The organism is Streptomyces sp. NPDC039480 (genome assembly GCF_055597165.1).
This window is the reverse complement of record NZ_JBVITX010000004.1, coordinates 65,478-82,321: the sequence shown is the minus strand read 5'-3', so window position 1 is coordinate 82,321 and position 16,844 is coordinate 65,478. Positions and strand designations below refer to the sequence as shown.

The following is a 16,844-nucleotide window of genomic DNA, read 5'->3' as shown; positions in this document are numbered from 1 at the left end:
GGTCCCTGTCGGGCTGCTCAGTCGGGTAGCCGTCCGGCCTCCATCCGGCGTATTCGGCCCCTGAAGCGTCGACGGAGGAGCCGGTCGTGCGAGACGACGACCAGCGCTCCCGTCCACTGGTCGAGTGCCGCCTCCAGCTCCTCGACCAGTCCGAGTGCCAGGTGATTGGCCGGCTCGTCGAGCAGCAGCAGGTCGGCGGGCCTGGCGAGCAGCCGCGCGAGGGCCAGCCTCCGGCGCTGCCCGGCGGACAGGGAACCTACCGGTATGTGCAGGTCCCGGGGCCGGAACAGGCCGTACGAGAGGATCAGTGCCCGCTGTTCCTCCTCGGTCAGCCCCAGGCCCTTGCCGAACACTTCGAGGACGGGCTCGGCGGGACGTCGTATCGGTATCTCCTGGGCGAGATAGCCGATCCGGCCTCTGCGGACGGCAGAGCCTTCGTCGGGTTCGAGCACCCCCGCCATGGTTCGCAGCAGAGTGGACTTTCCCGCGCCGTTGTCTCCGTGGATCAGCAGTCGGTCGCCGGCCGAGACAGTGAGCGACTCCACGGCCAGCCGCTCCCCCACCCGCACGTCCCGCAGGGTCACCAGGGCCCCTTCGGCGGCGCCCGTCACGGGGCGTGCCGTGAAGTGCAGCGGTTCCGGAGGCTTCGGCACCGGGTGCTCCTGCAGTCTCCGGAGTCGCTCTTGCGCGTTCCTCACGCGTCCGGCGACCGAGGCCTGGACCCGGCCCCCGGCGCGGTCGTACGCCATCTTGTTGTTGTCCTTCATGCCCCGGCCACCGGCTACCGCGTGAGCTGTGGTCGCCATGAACTCCTGGAGCCCGCGCGTCTCCTCGCACCATTGCGCGTACTGCTGCTCCCAGCGCAGTCGGGCCGCTGCCCGTTCCGCCACGAGTCCTTGATAGCCGCCGCCGTGTCGCACCACCGACCGGCGGTCGGCGTCCACTTCGAGGATCGCGGTGGTCACGCGCTCCAGGAACGTGCGGTCATGGGAGACCGCGACCACGGTTCCACGATGTGCGGAAAGAGCGCCCTCCAGCCAGTCCAGTGCGCTCTCGTCCAGGTGATTGGTCGGTTCGTCCAAGAACATGACCTCGGGTGCTGCCGCGATGAGGCAGGCGAGGCCCAGCCGAGCCTGCTCACCGCCGGACAGGCTGCCCAGAACCCTGTCCCGGCCGATGTGACCGAGCCCCAGTCCGTGCATCGCCTTGTCCACACGGGCGTCCGCCTCATAGCCGCCGCGCAGTTCGAAAGCCGTGAGCAGGTCGCCGTACTCCGTCAGCTCCTTCTCCGTCGCGGAACCGAGGTCCGCTTCCATGCCGCGCAACCGGCGCTCCATGGCCCGCAGTTCGACCAGCGCCACGTCGATCGCGTCACCGACACAACGGTCGGCCGGGAGTTGGGGAGTCTGAGCGAGAAGCCCGGCACCTCGCTCGGCGACGGTCACGACCTCGCCGTCGTCGGGCCGCTCATCTCCGGACATCAGGTGCAGCAGGGTGGACTTTCCCGCGCCGTTCTCCCCGACGACGCCTATGCGCTCGCCCGGCCGGACCGCGAGGGACACCCCGTCGAGCAGCAACCGGTCCCCACGACTCTTGGTCACGCCGTGCAGAGAGATCTGAGTAGGCAAGAGCACCCCCGATTTCGCATCCACCTCGGACAAACGCAACGCCTGTCGCGTTACGATGAGTGTGGCACACTGACCGATCTAACGCAACACGAGTTGTGATTAGTTGGCGGACGAGACGACGGAGAAGGGCCGAACCCATGGCGGACAAGCCTGTCGCAGCTGGTCAGAGTGGTGACGCATCGAGCGCTGAGCAGCCAGGGCGCGATGGAACAACGCGGCGGAGCGGGGCCGGCGCGGCCGGTTCCCGTCGCGGCGAGGCACGGCAGCGCAGCTCGGAAGGGCCCGGGAAAGCTGAAGCGAGCCGACCCGCCAAGGCAGAAGGGCCCGCAAAAGCGGCAGCGACGCCGTCCCGGAAAACGGAAGCGGCTCCTCCGTCGCCCGCTCCCGGCACCCGCCGCCCCGGCGGCCGCACGGCCCGCACCCGCGCCGCCGTCCGGGACGCCGTGCTGAGCGGCCTGACCGATCACGGCTATCCCGGGCTCACCGTCGAATACATCGCCGATCACTCGGGCGTGCACAAGACCACGCTGTACCGGCGCTGGGGCGGCCTCGAAGGCATGGTCGCCGACGCCTTGGACATGGCGGGAGAGGACACCTGGACCCCGCCGGACACCGGAAGCCTTGAGGGCGATCTGCGCGAGCTCGCCCGCGAAGTGGTCGACTCCTTCTCCGACGACGCGGCGGCCGCGGCCCCCACCGCCTTCGTCGCGGCCGCGTTCCAGTCGGCACGGGCCGCCGATGCCCTGCACGCTTTCTACGCCGACCGGTTCGGCCGCTGCGAGGCGGTCGTCGCCCGCGCCGTCGCGCGCGGCGACGCGCCCCCGGACACCGACGCGGCGGCACTCGTCCGCGCCGTCTCGGCCCCGCTGCTGCTCCGCGTGTTCATCACACGCGAGCCGATCGACACGCCGCTCGCGGACCAGGCCGCGGCGGCAGCCGTCGCCGCCACCCGTGAGGGCGCGTTCGCCCGGCGATGACCGCAGGAGTGGCAGGTATCGCAGAAGTGGCAGGTAAGCGGAGACAGGTAAAGAGCCGGGGGCAGGAATCAGGGAAGAGTCGGGGAAGCGGCAGCTAAGGCGTCAGACCGTCCACGACGGTTCCAAATGCACGATGTCGCCCGCGAGCGCGGACACATCGGCGTCCGTCTGCGCCCGCAGCGAGAGCCGCTCCACCCGCTCGGCGCGGTATTTGCCGTGCTCGGCCGCCGACAGCCACATGGAAAGTACCAGGAATTCGTGCCCCGGCGCCTCGCCGAAAAGCCCGCGCACCATTCCCGGCGAGCCTGCCATCGCGGGGTTCCACACCTTCTCCTGCATCAGTGCGAAGTGCTCCACCCGCGCCTCCCTGACCCGGCAGTGCGCCACGCGCAGCACATCCACGTCCGTGAAGCGCGGTTCGAACCCGGTCTTCACGTCGAAGCGGTGGTCGAAGAGCTTGGCCTGGTGGTTCTTGTAGGTGCCCGACTGTGCGGCCGCCAGGCGGTCGTGCGAGCGGGCCATGAAGGAGTCGTAGAAGGCTCGGCTCTCCCAGAAGGCGAAGACGTGAGCGACACCCGGACGGCCCCGGCTCCACCCCCCGCCCTGCCCCCGGAACCCCGGCTCGCCCAAAAGCCCCGCCCACTTTCGCTGCCCTCGTTCGAACCCCCGACGGTCCACCACGGTGCAGCGAATCCACTTGACCAGCACCGCGCCATCGTACGGCGCGGAGCGCGGCCCGGGTCACGCTCCGGCGTAGTGCACCCGGATCAGCTCGGCTACATCATCAGCGCCCAGTTCAATACCGAACTCCCGGTCGAGAACAGCCACCAATTCGCCCACAGGAACGCTTCGTTCGTCCACAGAACCGTCCGGGTGCACCACTGTCAGCTGGTCGCCCACCAGCTTGCGACGCACCTCCGGAGCCGCCTTCTGCACCACCGGGCGCCTGATGAACGACGACCTGGGGTGAGTCGACGTGTAGTGGTTCATCACTACGTAGTCGACGGGAAGTCGCCGCTCCTGAGTGTAGGCGTAGAGGTCGAGCCACCCGTCGGAGCGCCATGTCCGCAGCGCCAGGACGCCCTCGTCCTCCTGCTGGAGCCCGAAACGCCACTCTCCTTGCTGCATTTCCACACCGCCGCGCAGCGGGATCGGTTCGAGCAGCCCGTCGGCGCCGAATCCGACATCGCAGTGCCACGCTTCGCCGTCCACCTCTACCTTCAGGACCATGTGCGTCACCGCGCGCGTGGATGATGCCCCGACCCTGACCCGAGCCGCGAGCCCGGTGACGTCGAAGCCGATGCGTTCCAGAGCAGCCGCGAAGAGCAGGTTCTGCTCGTAGCAGTAGCCGCCCCGCCGACTGTGCAGCAGCTTGTCCTGCAGTGCCGGCAGGTCCAGCGGCACCGCACGGCCGAGCATCATCTCGAGGTTCTCGAAGGGAATCGCCGCCACGTGCTCTCTGTGGAGCACGCGCAGAGTGTCGAGATCCGGCTTTGTCCCACCTGTGTGTCCGAGTCTCGCCAAGTAGGCCTCGATGTCGAGGTCGTCCCCGTTGAATGTCATGGGTTCATGATCTCCTTCGTCGGATCGCACGCCAACGGCGTTCGCCTTCGGCCCTGTTGCCCGCCTCTGACCAGCGACGCTACGTCGTTGTCAGTCGTACGCCGTAGCGTGTGTGTCGGACATGCCTGGTGAATCCGTAACGGCCAGGTCACGTGGAGGGGGAAGTCCAGTGAGCAGTGTCAGCAAGGGAATCAAGAAGGTCGAAGTCGGACTCAAGTGGGATCCGAGCCCGGCGGGGACACCGTCCAACGACCTCGACATCATCGCCGCGACGTACGCCGCGGACGCTCCGTACGGCAGCCCCGTCTACCTCGTGCACTTCGACAGCCGCTCCCCCGACGGCACCATCACCCTGAACCGGGACAGCAGGACGGGTCAGGGCTTCGGTTTCGACGAGGTCATGACCCTGGAGCTGGACCGTCTCGCCTCCTCGTTCGCCCGGGTCGTCGTGGGCGTGGCCATACAGCAGGAGGCGGAACAGAAGGTCTTCGGCGACATCGGGAACACCGCAATCCGGATCCGCGAGGGCTACACGGACCTGGCGCAAAGCGATCTCTCCAGTGTCTCCGGCTGCACGGCCGCGACCCTCGCCGAGTTCACCCGGGACGAGTCCGGAGCATGGTCGTTCCGCGAGGTCATCCGAGGCTTCGATGCCGATCCGACGACGTTCGCCTCGCTCATGGGCGGCGAGCACTGACCGATCGGCAAGCACTGACCGATCCGCGAGCGACTGCCGACCGCTACAGGGACCACGCCAAAGGGCGGTGGCACCGAGAAAATCGGCTCCACCGCCCTTGGCGGTCAGGTCACTCCCGGTACGGGCCCGTCATCACAGGCCCGGCCCGGAAGCACGACCCGCTGGTCTCAGCTGCAGCCGCTCGTCGAGCCGCAGCCCTCGCAGATGTAGCAGGAACCGGCGCGCTGCATCTTCGTACCGCAGGAGAAGCACAGCGGCGCGTCGGCCTGGATGCCCAACTGCATCTCGACGAGCTCCGCGCTGGTGTGCGCCTGCTGCGGCGCGGCCTTGACGCCCTCGGCCTCCGCCTTCGGCGTGGCGACGGCCTTCAGGGTCTCGGTCTGCACCGGAGCGGACTGAGCCAGACCCTCGACGTCGACCTCGTCCTCGGTCGGCTCGTACGACCCCGTCTCCAGGTGGCGCTGACGCTCCTCCGCGGAGTGGATGCCGAGCGCGGAACGCGTCTCGAAGGGCAGGAAGTCGAGCGCCAGGCGGCGGAAGATGTAGTCGACGATCGACTGCGCCATCCGCACGTCCGGGTCGTCCGTCATACCGGCCGGCTCGAAGCGCATGTTCGTGAACTTGGAAACGTACGTCTCCAGGGGCACGCCGTACTGCAGGCCGACCGAGACGGCGATGGAGAAGGCGTCCATCATGCCCGCGAGGGTCGAGCCCTGCTTGGACATCTTCAGGAAGACCTCGCCGAGACCGTCGTCCGGGTAGGAGTTGGCGGTCATGTAGCCCTCGGCGCCACCCACGGTGAAGGAGGTGGTGATGCCGGGACGGCCCTTCGGAAGACGCTTGCGGACCGGGCGGTACTCGACCACCTTCTCGACCGCGGCACGGATCGTGTCCTCGGTCTTCTCGGTGATCTCGGCCTTCTCCTCCTCCTTCTTCTTGGCGGAGAGCGGCTGACCGACCTTGCAGTTGTCGCGGTAGATGGCGAGCGCCTTGACGCCCATCTTCCACGCCTCGAAGTAGACCTCTTCGACGTCCTCGACGGTGGCGGTCTCCGGGAGGTTGACCGTCTTGGAGAGGGCGCCCGAGATCCACGGCTGGATCGCGGCCATCATGCGGACGTGGCCCATCGCGGAGATGGAGCGCTCACCCATGGCGCAGTCGAAGACCTCGTAGTGCTCGGTCTTCAGACCCGGGGCGTCGATCACATTGCCGTTCTCGGCGATGTGGGCGACGATCGCCTCGATCTGCTCCTCCTGGTAGCCCAGGCGACGCAGGGCCTGCGGCACGGTGCCGTTGACGATCTGCATCGAGCCGCCGCCGACGAGCTTCTTGAACTTCACCAGGGCGAGGTCGGGCTCCAGGCCCGTGGTGTCGCAGGACATCGCGAGACCGATGGTGCCGGTCGGGGCGATGACGGACGCCTGGGAGTTACGGAAACCGTTCTTCTCACCGAGGCGGATCACGTCCTGCCAGGCCTCCGTGGCGGCGGCCCAGATCGGCGAGTCCAGGTCGTCCATGCGGACGGCCGCGCCGTTGGCGTCGGCGTGCTGCTTCATGACGCGCTTGTGGGGCGTCGCGTTGCGGGCGTAGCCGTCGTAGGGACCGACGACCGCGGCGAGCTCGGCGGAACGCTTGTACGAGGTGCCCGTCATCAGCGACGTGATGGCGCCGGCGAGGGCGCGGCCGCCGTCGGAGTCGTACGCGTGACCGGTGGCCATCAGGAGGGCGCCGAGGTTGGCGTAGCCGATGCCCAGCTGACGGTAGGCGCGGGTGTTCTCGCCGATCTTCTGGGTCGGGAAGTCCGCGAAGCAGATCGAGATGTCCATCGCGGTGATGACCAGCTCGACGACCTTCGAGAAGCGCTCGACGTCGAAGGACTGGTTGCCCTTGCCGTCGTCCTTCAGGAACTTCATCAGGTTCAGCGAGGCGAGGTTGCAGGACGTGTTGTCCAGGTGCATGTACTCGCTGCACGGGTTCGAGCCGTTGATCCGGCCGGACTCCGGGCAGGTGTGCCAGGCGTTGATCGTGTCGTCGTACTGGATGCCGGGGTCGGCACACGCCCAGGCGGCCTCGGCCATCTTGCGGAAGAGCGACTTGGCGTCGACCTCCTCGATGACGTCACCCGTCATGCGGGACGTCAGGCCGAACTTGCCGCCCTCCTCGACCGCCTTCATGAACGTGTCGTTCACGCGGACCGAGTTGTTGGCGTTCTGGTACTGGACGGACGTGATGTCGTCGCCGCCCAGGTCCATGTCGAAGCCCGCGTCGCGCAGAGCGCGGATCTTCTCCTCTTCCTTCACCTTGGTCTCGATGAAGCCCTCGATGTCGGGGTGGTCGACGTCGAGGATGACCATCTTGGCCGCGCGGCGCGTGGCGCCACCGGACTTGATGGTTCCGGCGGAGGCGTCGGCACCGCGCATGAAGGAGACGGGACCCGAGGCGTTGCCTCCGGAGGACAGCAGTTCCTTGGAGGAACGGATGCGGGAGAGGTTCAGGCCGGCGCCGGAGCCGCCCTTGAAGATCATGCCCTCTTCCTTGTACCAGTCGAGGATCGACTCCATGGAGTCGTCGACGGCCAGGATGAAGCAGGCGGACACCTGCTGCGGCTGGGGCGTGCCGACGTTGAACCAGACCGGCGAGTTGAAGCTGAAGATCTGGTGCAGGAGGGCGTAGGCCAGCTCGTGCTCGAAGATCTCGGCGTCGGCGGGCGAGGCGAAGTAGCTGTAGTCCTCACCGGCCTTGCGGTAGGTCTTCACGATGCGGTCGATCAGCTGCTTGAGGCCGGTCTCGCGCTGCGGGGTACCGACGGCCCCGCGGAAGTACTTGCTGGTGACGATGTTGACCGCGTTCACCGACCAGAAGTCGGGGAACTCGACGCCACGCTGCTCGAAGTTGATCGAGCCGTCGCGCCAATTGGTCATGACGACGTCACGGCGCTCCCAGGCCACCTCGTCGTACGGATGCACGCCGGGCGTCGTGTGGATGCGCTCGATACGCAGACCCTTGGCCTTGGAACCCTTCGCGCGGGAACCTCGTGCCGGGCCGCTCGTCGTCTCGGTCATGCCGCCTCCCTGTATCAGGCTAAAACGCCCTGAAGTGCCACGTTCTTCCCGTGGCACGGATGTGTGTCTGATGTTGCGGACATCGCAGAGGACGCCCTCAACAGGTCTGGTTCGCCGCCGGCCGGTCGGTCAGCCGGTCAGTCGGCGGCGGTGGCGGGCACCGGGACTTCGACAGTCCCTCCGGGCCCGCAGTCATTCACGACGCGCTCTCCGCCCGCGTCGCCCGGCTCCGCTTGGAGCCGCTGTTCCCTCAGCTCCCCGATGGCAGCCTCGAAGTCCTCGAGCGAGTCGAAGGCCCGGTACACGGACGCGAAGCGCAGGTAGGCGACAAGGTCGAGCTCCTGCAACGGGCCGAGTATGGCGAGGCCCACGTCGTGGGTGGTCAGCTCGGCGCTTCCGGTGGCCCGCACCGCCTCTTCGACCCGCTGGCCGAGCAGGGCGAGGGCGTCCTCGGTCACCGGCCGCCCCTGGCACGCCTTGCGGACGCCGTTGATGACCTTGGTGCGACTGAATGGCTCCGTCACGCCGCTGCGCTTGACCACCATCAGTGAGCATGTCTCCACGGTCGTGAAACGACGGGAGCAGTCGGGGCACTGACGGCGCCTGCGGATCGACGTGCCGTCGTCGGTGGTGCGGCTGTCGACGACGCGGCTGTCGGGGTGCCTGCAGAAGGGGCAGTGCATGGAACTTCCAACCCTCCTTCACGGCACGACTCATAAGCCTCAACGGGCCCTCGGGGCCCTCGAAGCAGCCCCAAGCATAGGCGATCCCGGAGCCCCTGAGAGACCAGGGACCACAACTTCTGGGCTGCTGCGGCAATCCAACCACTAGATCTGGGGTTTGGCTGCTTTTGCGGCACCGCGCGTGTCGTACCGCCTCGGAAGACATCAACCACACAGGGCCATCACTCACGCCGCTCGGGACGGGGGGCCGGTGCCGGGTTGACGGGGTGCCGAGTGGCACTATGGGAGCCCCGCCGAGGGGCTCATGGTCCCGGCGGTGAAGCGTACCGTAATGAACCGAAATGCCGTTCGGCCCGAGCGCCAGCCATACACCCAAACACATGATCACGGCGGGTAATCTGCGTTTTTTCACTCGAACGTGTGTTTGGCGCAACCTTTCGAAAGCAACTACCGTTGGCTAGCTAGGGAGAGAACATCTCGAGAGGGGCCGACCGACGTGACCACCACCGCAGACAGCGCCACCATCACTGCCCAGGACCGCTCCCAGAGCCGACTCGAGCCGGTGCATGCCATGAATGACGCAGCCACGAACCAGGAGGGGCCCAAGCCCACTCGCTCCCTGCCGGGCCGACCTCCAGGCATCCGAGCCGACAGCTCGGGACTCACCGACAGGCAACGCCGCGTGATCGAGGTCATCAGGGACTCCGTGCAGCGGCGCGGGTATCCGCCGTCGATGCGGGAGATCGGGCAGGCCGTCGGCCTCTCCAGCACCTCCTCCGTCGCCCATCAGCTGATGGCTCTGGAGCGCAAGGGCTTCCTGCGCCGCGATCCACACCGCCCTCGCGCGTACGAGGTGCGGGGCTCGGACCAGCCCAGCAGCCAGCCCACCGACACCACCGGCAAGCCCGCCGCGTCGTACGTCCCGCTCGTCGGCCGTATCGCGGCCGGTGGGCCCATCCTCGCCGAGGAGTCGGTGGAGGACGTCTTCCCCCTCCCCCGCCAGCTCGTGGGGGACGGCGAGCTCTTCGTACTGAAGGTCGTCGGTGACTCGATGATCGAAGCCGCGATCTGTGACGGCGACTGGGTCACGGTGCGCCGCCAGCCCGTCGCGGAGAACGGCGACATCGTGGCCGCCATGCTGGACGGCGAAGCCACGGTCAAGCGATTCAAGCGCGAGGACGGCCACGTCTGGCTGCTGCCGCACAACTCCGCGTACCAGCCGATCCCCGGCGACGAGGCGACGATCCTCGGCAAGGTCGTGGCGGTGCTGCGGCGGGTGTGAGACCCCGCCCCTGACCGGGCCCCGGAACCAACTGCGCCGGTTCCGGGGCCCTGCTGCGTCTGGGGCCGACCGCCCACAGGGGCAAGCCCCGGTGGGCGCAGCCGCCCTGTGACCACATCCCGGTGGCCACAGCGCCCCGATAACCATGGCCCTGAGCCCTACGCCCCGTCCGCCTTCGCCGCAGCGTCGATCGCGGCCAGTGAGCGACGTGCCTGATTACGGTCCGTGGTGTACCAGAAGTCGGGCAGCGAGGCCCGCAGGTAGCTCCCGTAGCGCGCGGTGGCGAGCCGGGGGTCCAGCACGGCGACGACCCCGCGGTCCCCCGACGCCCGTACGAGACGTCCCGCGCCCTGCGCCATCAGTAGCGCCGCATGGGTCGCCGCGACCGCCATGAAGCCATTGCCACCGGCCTCGTCGACCGCCTTCTGGCGAGCGCTCATCAGCGGATCGTCGGGACGGGGAAACGGAATCTTGTCCATGATCACCAGCTGGCAGCTGGGACCCGGCACGTCGACGCCCTGCCAGAGCGAGAGGGTCCCGAAGAGACACGTCTTCGAGTCCGCCGCGAAGCCCTTGATCAACTCGCCGAGGGTCTCCTCGCCCTGCAGGAGAATCGGCATGTCCAGTCGCTCCCGCAGCTCCTCCGCCGCGCCCTGGGCGGCCCGCATGGAGGAGAACAGGCCGAGCGTGCGGCCACCGGCCGCCTCGATCAGCTCGGCCAGCTCATCGAGCATGTCGCTCCGGGTGCCTTCGCGTCCCGGCCGGGCCAGGTGCTTGGCGACGTACAGGATGCCCTGCTTGCCGTAGTCGAAGGGCGAGCCGACGTCGAGGCCCTTCCAGACGGGGGCGTCCTCGGCTTCGGTGCCCTCCGGTGCCAGGCCGAGCGAGGCCCCTACGCCGTTGAAATCGCCGCCCAGCTTGAGCGTGGCGGAGGTGAGGACCACCGAGCGGTCGGCGAAGAGCTTCTCCCGCAGGAGGCCCGACACGGACATGGGCGCCACACGGAGCGAGGCGCCGAAGCGCTCATGGCGCTCGTACCAGACGACGTCGTACTCGGAGCCGTTCGTAATGCGCTCCGCCACGTCGTGGATCGACTCCACGGAGGCGAGCGCCTGCTTGCGGACCGCGTCCTCGTCCTGGACCGACTTGTCGCGGGTCGAACCGAGCGCCGTGATGACCCCGCGGGCGGCATCCCGCAGGGCCATCAGCGCGTATCCGAGGTCCTCCGGAATCTCTTCCAGGCGACCCGGCAGAGCCAGCTCCATCAGACGCTCGAAGCCCTCCGACGCCGTCTGGAGCTGGTCAGCGACCTTTTCGTTCACGAGCTTCGCCGCACGCCGCACGGCGCGGTTGACCTGCCCCGGACTGAGCTCACCCGTGGCCACGCCGGTGACGCGGGAGACCAGCTCATGGGCCTCGTCCACGATCAGCACCTCGTGCTGGGGCAGCACGGGTGCGCCTTCGATGGCGTCGATGGCGAGTAGCGCGTGGTTCGTGACGACGACGTCGGAGAGCTTGGCACGCTCGCGGGCCGCCTCTGCAAAGCACTCCGCCCCATAGGCGCACTTCGAAGCGCCCAGGCACTCCCTGGAGGAGACGGAGACCTGGGACCACGCACGGTCGGACACGCCGGGCGTCAGATCGTCGCGGTCGCCGGTCTCGGTCTCGTCCGCCCAGTCCCGCATCCGCAGGAGGTCCTGGCCCAGCTTGCTGGTGGGAGCGGCCGCCTCGAACTGATCGAAAAGCCCCTCCTCCTCATCCTGTGGCATGCCCTCATGGAGACGGTGCAGACACAGATAGTTCGAGCGGCCCTTGAGCATCGCGAACTGGGGGCGGCGGCGGAGCAGCGGATGGAGTGCGTCCACCGTGCGCGGCAGGTCTCGCTCCACGAGCTGGCGCTGCAGGGCGAGGGTGGCCGTCGCGATCACCACGCGCTCACCGTGGGCCAGGGCCGGCACCAGATAGCCGAGGGATTTACCCGTGCCGGTGCCGGCCTGGACCAGCAGGTGCGATCCGTCGTCGATCGCCTCGGCGACGGTCTCGGCCATGGATACCTGGCCAGGGCGTTCCGTGCCGCCGACAGCGGTGACGGCGGCGTGCAGGAGCTCGGGGAGGGAGGGCTTCGTCATAGCGCGACCACCCTACGGTGCCCCACTGACAATCCGGCGATCAAGGCTGGTGGAGAGGGTTGGGCACGGTTCCGTGCACGGCGGCGTGCGGGCGCTGCGGCCGGTCGCGGTATCCATCGAGGTGGAGCCGGTTCCGGTTCAGGCAGAGCCGCTCGATACGGGGTGTGAGCAGGTCGAACATCTCGTACCGCTCCTTCAGCTCCGGAGCGCGTGCCTGGTGCCGGATGATCTCCGCACGCACGAAGGACCAGAAGTCGCCCTCCGGCACACCGAGTTGCTCCTCACAGAGGGGCGCGAGATACCGGAAGACGCCTACGAAGAGACCCGAGTGGATGAACTGGGTGAGGAAGCCGGGGGGCTCGGTGAGCAGTACGTCGCGGACGTCGTCCGGCATCGAGGCCTGCTCGGGAAGCGGCACAGCGCTCACATTGACGTCGTCCACGAAGTCCTTCACCGCCAGCCGGACGGGGACGTCCTTGTCGTCGAAGACGACGATGGTGTTCTCCCCGTGAGGGGAGAACACTGTGCCGTAGCGGTACAGGAAGTGCAGCAGTGGAGGCAGCAGAGCGGTGAAGAGCCGCTGCAGCCACACCCGGGGCGTCAGCCCCGAGCGCTCCACGAGCTCCGCGACGAACGCCCGGCCGGCGGGGTCGGTGTGCGTGAGCGAGGCGAGCGTACGGGCGCGTTCACCGGGTGCGAGGTACCGGCTGACCGGCTCGCGCCAGATGGCGCCGAGCAACTCCCGGTACTGGTAGGGAACTTCCGGCAAATCGTCGTACAGAGGGTGTTCGACGGCCACCGACGCGACTTCACCCAGAAGGATCACTCCGCATTCGTCGCGCAGAAAGGGGTCCGCGTCACGCAGGGCGTGCATCCAGGCCGTTACGGCGGGCGCGGCGACCGTGCGGCCTGTGGGGAGGCCCCGCCACACGAGCGTGTTCAGGACCGACAGCGGGAGCTTCACGGTGTGCCGGTCGGGGCGGGACGCGTTGAGGAAGGTACGGATGGACTGCTGAGGAAGGCGCAGGTCGCCGTCACTGCAGAGCGGAACGATGGCATCCGTGGCGATGGACGGAGCGAAGAGCGGTAGCACGATCTCGTCCCACTGCCAGGGGTGTACGGGGAGGTAGAGGTACTCCTGCGGGTCGAGGCCGCGCGCGCGGAGTAAGTCCGCGAAGGACGTGCGGGTGGCGGCGGAGAGCTCGCGTGCATAGAGGCTTTGCGCGGTCTCCAGTCCCGCGACCCCCTTGTACACGGCGAGACTGGTGTGGACGGCGATCCACGGGAGCGTCGTGGAGCGGCGGGCCTCGGGTGCCCATCGGTCGGTGTCGCAGGCGGAGAACCCGATGCGTCCCTTGTTGAGGACGAGCCAGGGATGGCCGGTCTGGTGCCCTTCGAGTTCCGCGTAGCCGAGGTCGGCGAGGCGGGCGGCGCTGAGCGCCGTGTGATCTATGCGGGTGTCGGCGCTCAGCGTGACGGTGAGCTCGCGGATGAGGTGCCCGAGTGTGGCACCGTCCAGGCCCAGGGTCCTGCGGGCCATCACCAGGAACCGCAGGGGGTCGCCGAAGGAGAGGGCCGGCCCGTCGCCCTCGGTGAGGGTCAGGCCGGCCGGGTCCACATGCCAACTGCCGTACGAGCCACGGCGCGCACGGAAAGTGAGGCAGGCGCCCTGCCGCCGGGCTGTCGTGGCGGGCTCCTCCTCCGGCTCTGCCGGTTCGAGGTGGATCCGGTAGGTGCCCGCGTTCCCGTCCGCTGCCGACGCGGGAGCGCATGCAGGAGCGGACAGGGGTGCGCGTACGGGAACGTCTGCGTGTACGGGTACGGGTACAGGCCGGATGATCTCCTCGTACGCGAACTCCCCGATCATCTTGGCCAGCAGGCGGCGCCCGGCCTCGCGCCATCTGTCCTGGGTCAGCTCGGGCGGGTCGTACAACTCGGCGGAGGGGCTGGGAATCGGGCTGGGGGACGGATTCGGCACGGGGACTCCTCGGGGAGGGAACCGGATCGGGGCGAGCGGTGTACTAAAAGTGATCGGGTCAGAGCACGGCGCGCAGGGCCCGATCACGGACCACGAGAGCCGCGCGTTTGTCGGGCAGTTCCACTTCCGCGAAGTAGCGGAAGCCGGCGCTCAGGAATGCGGAGACGGAGGGGGTGTTGCGCAGGTCGGGTTCAGCTACGACGCGTGCGCATGCGGGGCGACGGTCGAGGACCAGATCAGCGACGGCTCTGAGCAGCGAAGTGCCGAGGCCACGGCCGCGGTTGGCGACTCTTCCGATGAGGAGGTGGATCCCTGTGTCATGCGGACGCGAGGGGTAGTGACGGGCCAGGGGGTCGAGGTCCGCTCGGTAGATCTCCCAGTAGCTCATCGGCATGCCGTCGAGCACGCCCAGGCAGGGGACGCTGCGCCCGTCTCCGTCGAGCTGTCGGCGCAGGTGGGCCTCTGTGACGGTTTCGGGCCCTGCCAGTTCCCAGAAGGCCGCCACGGCGGGGTCGTTCATCCATCGGCTGATCAGCGGGAGGTCACGTTCGAGACGTGCGGGTACGAGTTGGAAGACACCGGCGGCGGTGGTGACAGGCCCCCAGCCCCCGACGCCATCCAGGAGATCGTCCTCCACCGCGCCGGCATGCCCGTCGCCCTCGGCCAGCAGGGCGACGAGCTCCTCGGGCAGGCGCAGATCGAGGGTGTCCGTGCAGTCGGCGCCGGCAGCGGCGGATTCGGTCCCGGAATCGGTGCTCGCATCGGTGGGAGGCACGTCGTCGCTCCTGTCAGCAGAGGTGGGGCATGTCCCTCAGGAATGAAGGGGGTTGGGGATGGTGACGTAGACGGACTGGGTGTCGACGGGGCCGACAAGCTCGTCGAGGCCGTGCAGACGGGTCAGCAGGTTGGCCTTGCACCGCAGGGCAGGTGAGTCGAGCAGGGTCGCGGGCAGAGAGGTCCGCAGCCTGTCAGGCCCTGTCACGACATCGCCGAGGAAGCGGCGGAAGGCGGCGAGCAGGAGCCGTTCGTCCGCGAGTCGTTCGGCGCCGAGGGCGCCGATGAGGCCGAACACGTTGTTGATGCCGAGGTAGTAGGCGAACCGCTCGTCCGTCACCTCGTCGGAGACAAAGGTGTCGCTGTCCTGGCCGATGCCGGGAAGGCGCCGTTCGAGTTCGGAGCGGCGGGACTCGCGGAAGTAGTAGCCCTGGTTGTCCCGGTAGCGGCCGCCCACGGGCCATCCGTCGGGGTCGAGCAGGAGGAGGGTGTTCTGCTGGTGCGCCTCCAGGGCGACGCCCGCTTCACTGTCCAGCCACAGCACGGGGCGCACGACGGCTTCGAGGTAGCGCAGGAACCACTCGGCGGCCACGGCGCCCCGGGACCGGCCCGTGCGTCCGGCGAGCCGGGTGACGGTCTCGGCGAGCCGGGAGCACATCGCACGAGGTTCCTGGCAGGCGGGCAGCGCCGTCGGCCTCGGCGAGACGAGGCCGGCGATGCAGGTGGCGTCGTCACTGGGACGGAAGGGGTTGTGTCGGATCATGACGTCGAGCCCGAGGACCGGCGTGCCGTCGGGGCCGGTGACGGCGAGCCATGCCGGGTCGCGGACCACGTCGAAGCAGGGGTGGACCGACTGCCACTCTTCGCCGAGGCCGCTGCGCAGCAGCCGGTGGACCTCGACGCCGCGGTGGAGTTCCTTGCGGAGGTTCTCACGGCGGGAGTTGGTGATGCGCAGGCCGAGCGAGAGCTTCAGCATGGCGGCCGCGCCGGAGCGGTACAGGGTGCGTACGGAGGAGGTGGGGTGCCACGGGGCGCCATGAGGGCCGAGGTCCTGGAGGAGTCCGGCGTCGAGGAGCGCGGCGGTCGCGGGGCGGTGCCGGAGCTCGCGGATCTGCCAGGGATGCACGGGCAGGGCGACGCGATCGTCCCGGAGCGGCAGGTCCGGGCCTGCGAGGCGGGCGGTGAGCCGGTCGGCGGGGACGGCGCGGCCACGCTCGGTCCAGGCCGAGTCGGAAGCGACTACGGAGCGGTCGACGGCCAGCCAGTGCAGCGCGAAGGCGCCGCGCAACTCGGGTGAGTACAGGCGGGATTCGGTGTCGGACAGACCCTCGCGGCTCTTGGGGGTCGGGTGCAGGGGGTGGCCGAGGAGCAGGGACTGTTCGGCGGCGAGGAAAAGGTCGGGCTCGTCGTCGGGACTGTTGCGGCGGTAGGTGATGAACGCGGTCGTGCGCCGGACCGAGTCGGCGACCCGGCCGACCAGGTCGGCACCGTCGCCCGGCTCGGTCGGCTCACCCGGTTCGCCTGGCTCGACCAACTCGACCGGCTCGGCCGCTTCAGTCGAGGCTGAGTCGGTCGATTCCGTTGCGCCGGCCGGCGGCGGTTCCGTGGCGCGGCGGGCCGTCTCGCGGCTGAGGAGGGCAGCGACGGTGACGGCGTCCACGGGTGGGGCGCTCGCCGGGCCGTCCTCGAGGTAGGGGAGGCTGAAGCGGTGCCAGCCGGTGGCCGACCAGTAGTGCACGGGGACGAGCAGGGCCGTTCCGCTGGCCTGGAGAGGGATGTGCAGGACGCCGTGGTCCGGAGCGGGGATGTTGTTCTCCCTGACCCAGCAGCGCAGGAGGTTCTCGACTGCCGCTGTCTGTGCGGCGACGTGCGGGTCGGGGTGCTCCAACAGGTCGGTGGACGTGCCGCGCAGGCGTTCGGCGTCCTGGCCGCCACCCTTCTGCCGGGGGACCGTGTTGGACTCCGCCACCAGTGAGGTGTGCGCGCCGCACGCACCCGGGGCGTGGGGTTGGGGGCGGCCTTCGGATGCGGGGGTGGCGTTCAAGAGGGCTTCCTTGTGAGGTTGTTCGGG

At 68.8% G+C, this 16,844-nt stretch carries 12 protein-coding genes; 3 read left to right on the top strand and 9 right to left on the bottom strand.

Annotated features, from left to right (window positions below; all coding sequences use genetic code 11):
* Window positions 1-17: 17 nt before the first annotated feature.
* Complete coding sequence (locus ACZ56E_RS14400; RefSeq protein ID WP_471214193.1) at window positions 18-1,628, bottom strand: ABC-F family ATP-binding cassette domain-containing protein; 1,611 nt, start codon at window positions 1,626-1,628, stop codon at window positions 18-20.
* 443 nt (window positions 1,629-2,071) lie between these two features.
* Here ACZ56E_RS14400 and ACZ56E_RS14395 point away from each other — a divergent pair, with 443 nt between their 5' ends.
* Window positions 2,072-2,605 (top strand): TetR/AcrR family transcriptional regulator, encoded by a 534-nt coding sequence (locus tag ACZ56E_RS14395; protein WP_471214192.1) that lies wholly within the window; start codon window positions 2,072-2,074, stop codon window positions 2,603-2,605.
* Between the two features lie 102 nt (window positions 2,606-2,707).
* Here the strand turns inward: ACZ56E_RS14395 and ACZ56E_RS14390 are convergent, their stop codons facing one another.
* Both ACZ56E_RS14390 and ACZ56E_RS14385 read right to left on the bottom strand, forming a co-directional pair.
* Window positions 2,708-3,313 (bottom strand): YdbC family protein, encoded by a 606-nt coding sequence (locus ACZ56E_RS14390; protein WP_471214191.1) that lies wholly within the window; start codon window positions 3,311-3,313, stop codon window positions 2,708-2,710.
* A gap of 33 nt (window positions 3,314-3,346) precedes the next feature.
* Window positions 3,347-4,168 (bottom strand): arylamine N-acetyltransferase family protein, encoded by an 822-nt coding sequence (locus ACZ56E_RS14385; RefSeq protein WP_471214189.1) that lies wholly within the window; start codon window positions 4,166-4,168, stop codon window positions 3,347-3,349.
* Window positions 4,169-4,289: 121 nt separating this feature from the next.
* Here ACZ56E_RS14385 and ACZ56E_RS14380 point away from each other — a divergent pair, with 121 nt between their 5' ends.
* Window positions 4,290-4,865 carry a TerD family protein gene (locus tag ACZ56E_RS14380; protein ID WP_471214187.1) on the top strand — a complete coding sequence of 192 codons (576 nt, stop codon included), beginning with the start codon at window positions 4,290-4,292 and terminating at the stop codon, window positions 4,863-4,865.
* A 167-nt stretch (window positions 4,866-5,032) separates the two neighbouring features.
* Here the strand turns inward: ACZ56E_RS14380 and ACZ56E_RS14375 are convergent, their stop codons facing one another.
* Both ACZ56E_RS14375 and nrdR read right to left on the bottom strand, forming a co-directional pair.
* The gene (locus tag ACZ56E_RS14375) at window positions 5,033-7,927 is read right to left on the bottom strand and encodes a vitamin B12-dependent ribonucleotide reductase (protein WP_468602889.1); all 2,895 of its coding nucleotides are present in this window, start codon (window positions 7,925-7,927) and stop codon (window positions 5,033-5,035) included.
* A gap of 137 nt (window positions 7,928-8,064) precedes the next feature.
* Window positions 8,065-8,610, bottom strand: coding sequence for a transcriptional regulator NrdR (nrdR, locus tag ACZ56E_RS14370; RefSeq protein ID WP_471214185.1), 546 nt, complete (start codon window positions 8,608-8,610; stop codon window positions 8,065-8,067).
* 496 nt (window positions 8,611-9,106) lie between these two features.
* Here nrdR and lexA point away from each other — a divergent pair, with 496 nt between their 5' ends.
* A complete protein-coding gene (lexA, locus tag ACZ56E_RS14365) occupies window positions 9,107-9,892 on the top strand; it encodes a transcriptional repressor LexA (protein WP_030778599.1) in 786 nt (261 codons plus the stop codon).
* Between the two features lie 158 nt (window positions 9,893-10,050).
* On the opposite strand, the gene ACZ56E_RS14360 is transcribed toward lexA, so the two are convergent.
* From ACZ56E_RS14360 to ACZ56E_RS14345, 4 genes are read right to left on the bottom strand one after another with little or no spacing between them, the layout of a single operon-like run.
* On the bottom strand, window positions 10,051-12,021 hold the full coding sequence (locus ACZ56E_RS14360) for an ATP-dependent DNA helicase (protein WP_471214183.1): 1,971 nt from the start codon (window positions 12,019-12,021) through the stop codon (window positions 10,051-10,053).
* Window positions 12,022-12,061: 40 nt separating this feature from the next.
* Window positions 12,062-13,999: an IucA/IucC family protein gene (locus ACZ56E_RS14355; protein WP_471214181.1), complete on the bottom strand. Its 1,938-nt coding sequence runs from the start codon at window positions 13,997-13,999 to the stop codon at window positions 12,062-12,064.
* A gap of 58 nt (window positions 14,000-14,057) precedes the next feature.
* Window positions 14,058-14,774 (bottom strand): GNAT family N-acetyltransferase, encoded by a 717-nt coding sequence (locus ACZ56E_RS14350; protein WP_471214179.1) that lies wholly within the window; start codon window positions 14,772-14,774, stop codon window positions 14,058-14,060.
* A 36-nt stretch (window positions 14,775-14,810) separates the two neighbouring features.
* Window positions 14,811-16,817, bottom strand: coding sequence for an IucA/IucC family protein (locus ACZ56E_RS14345; protein ID WP_471214178.1), 2,007 nt, complete (start codon window positions 16,815-16,817; stop codon window positions 14,811-14,813).
* Between the last annotated feature and the right edge of the window lie 27 nt (window positions 16,818-16,844).

Bases quoted from the DNA above. Each gene is read 5' to 3' on its own strand.
- ACZ56E_RS14380 (WP_471214187.1), top strand. From the start codon at position 4,290: ATGCCTGGTGAATCCGTAACGGCCAGGTCACGTGGAGGGGGAAGTCCA.
- ACZ56E_RS14375 (WP_468602889.1), bottom strand. From the start codon at position 7,927: ATGACCGAGACGACGAGCGGCCCGGCACGAGGTTCCCGCGCGAAGGGT.
- ACZ56E_RS14385 (WP_471214189.1), bottom strand. From the start codon at position 4,168: ATGACATTCAACGGGGACGACCTCGACATCGAGGCCTACTTGGCGAGA.
- ACZ56E_RS14360 (WP_471214183.1), bottom strand. From the start codon at position 12,021: ATGACGAAGCCCTCCCTCCCCGAGCTCCTGCACGCCGCCGTCACCGCT.
- nrdR (WP_471214185.1), bottom strand. From the start codon at position 8,610: ATGCACTGCCCCTTCTGCAGGCACCCCGACAGCCGCGTCGTCGACAGC.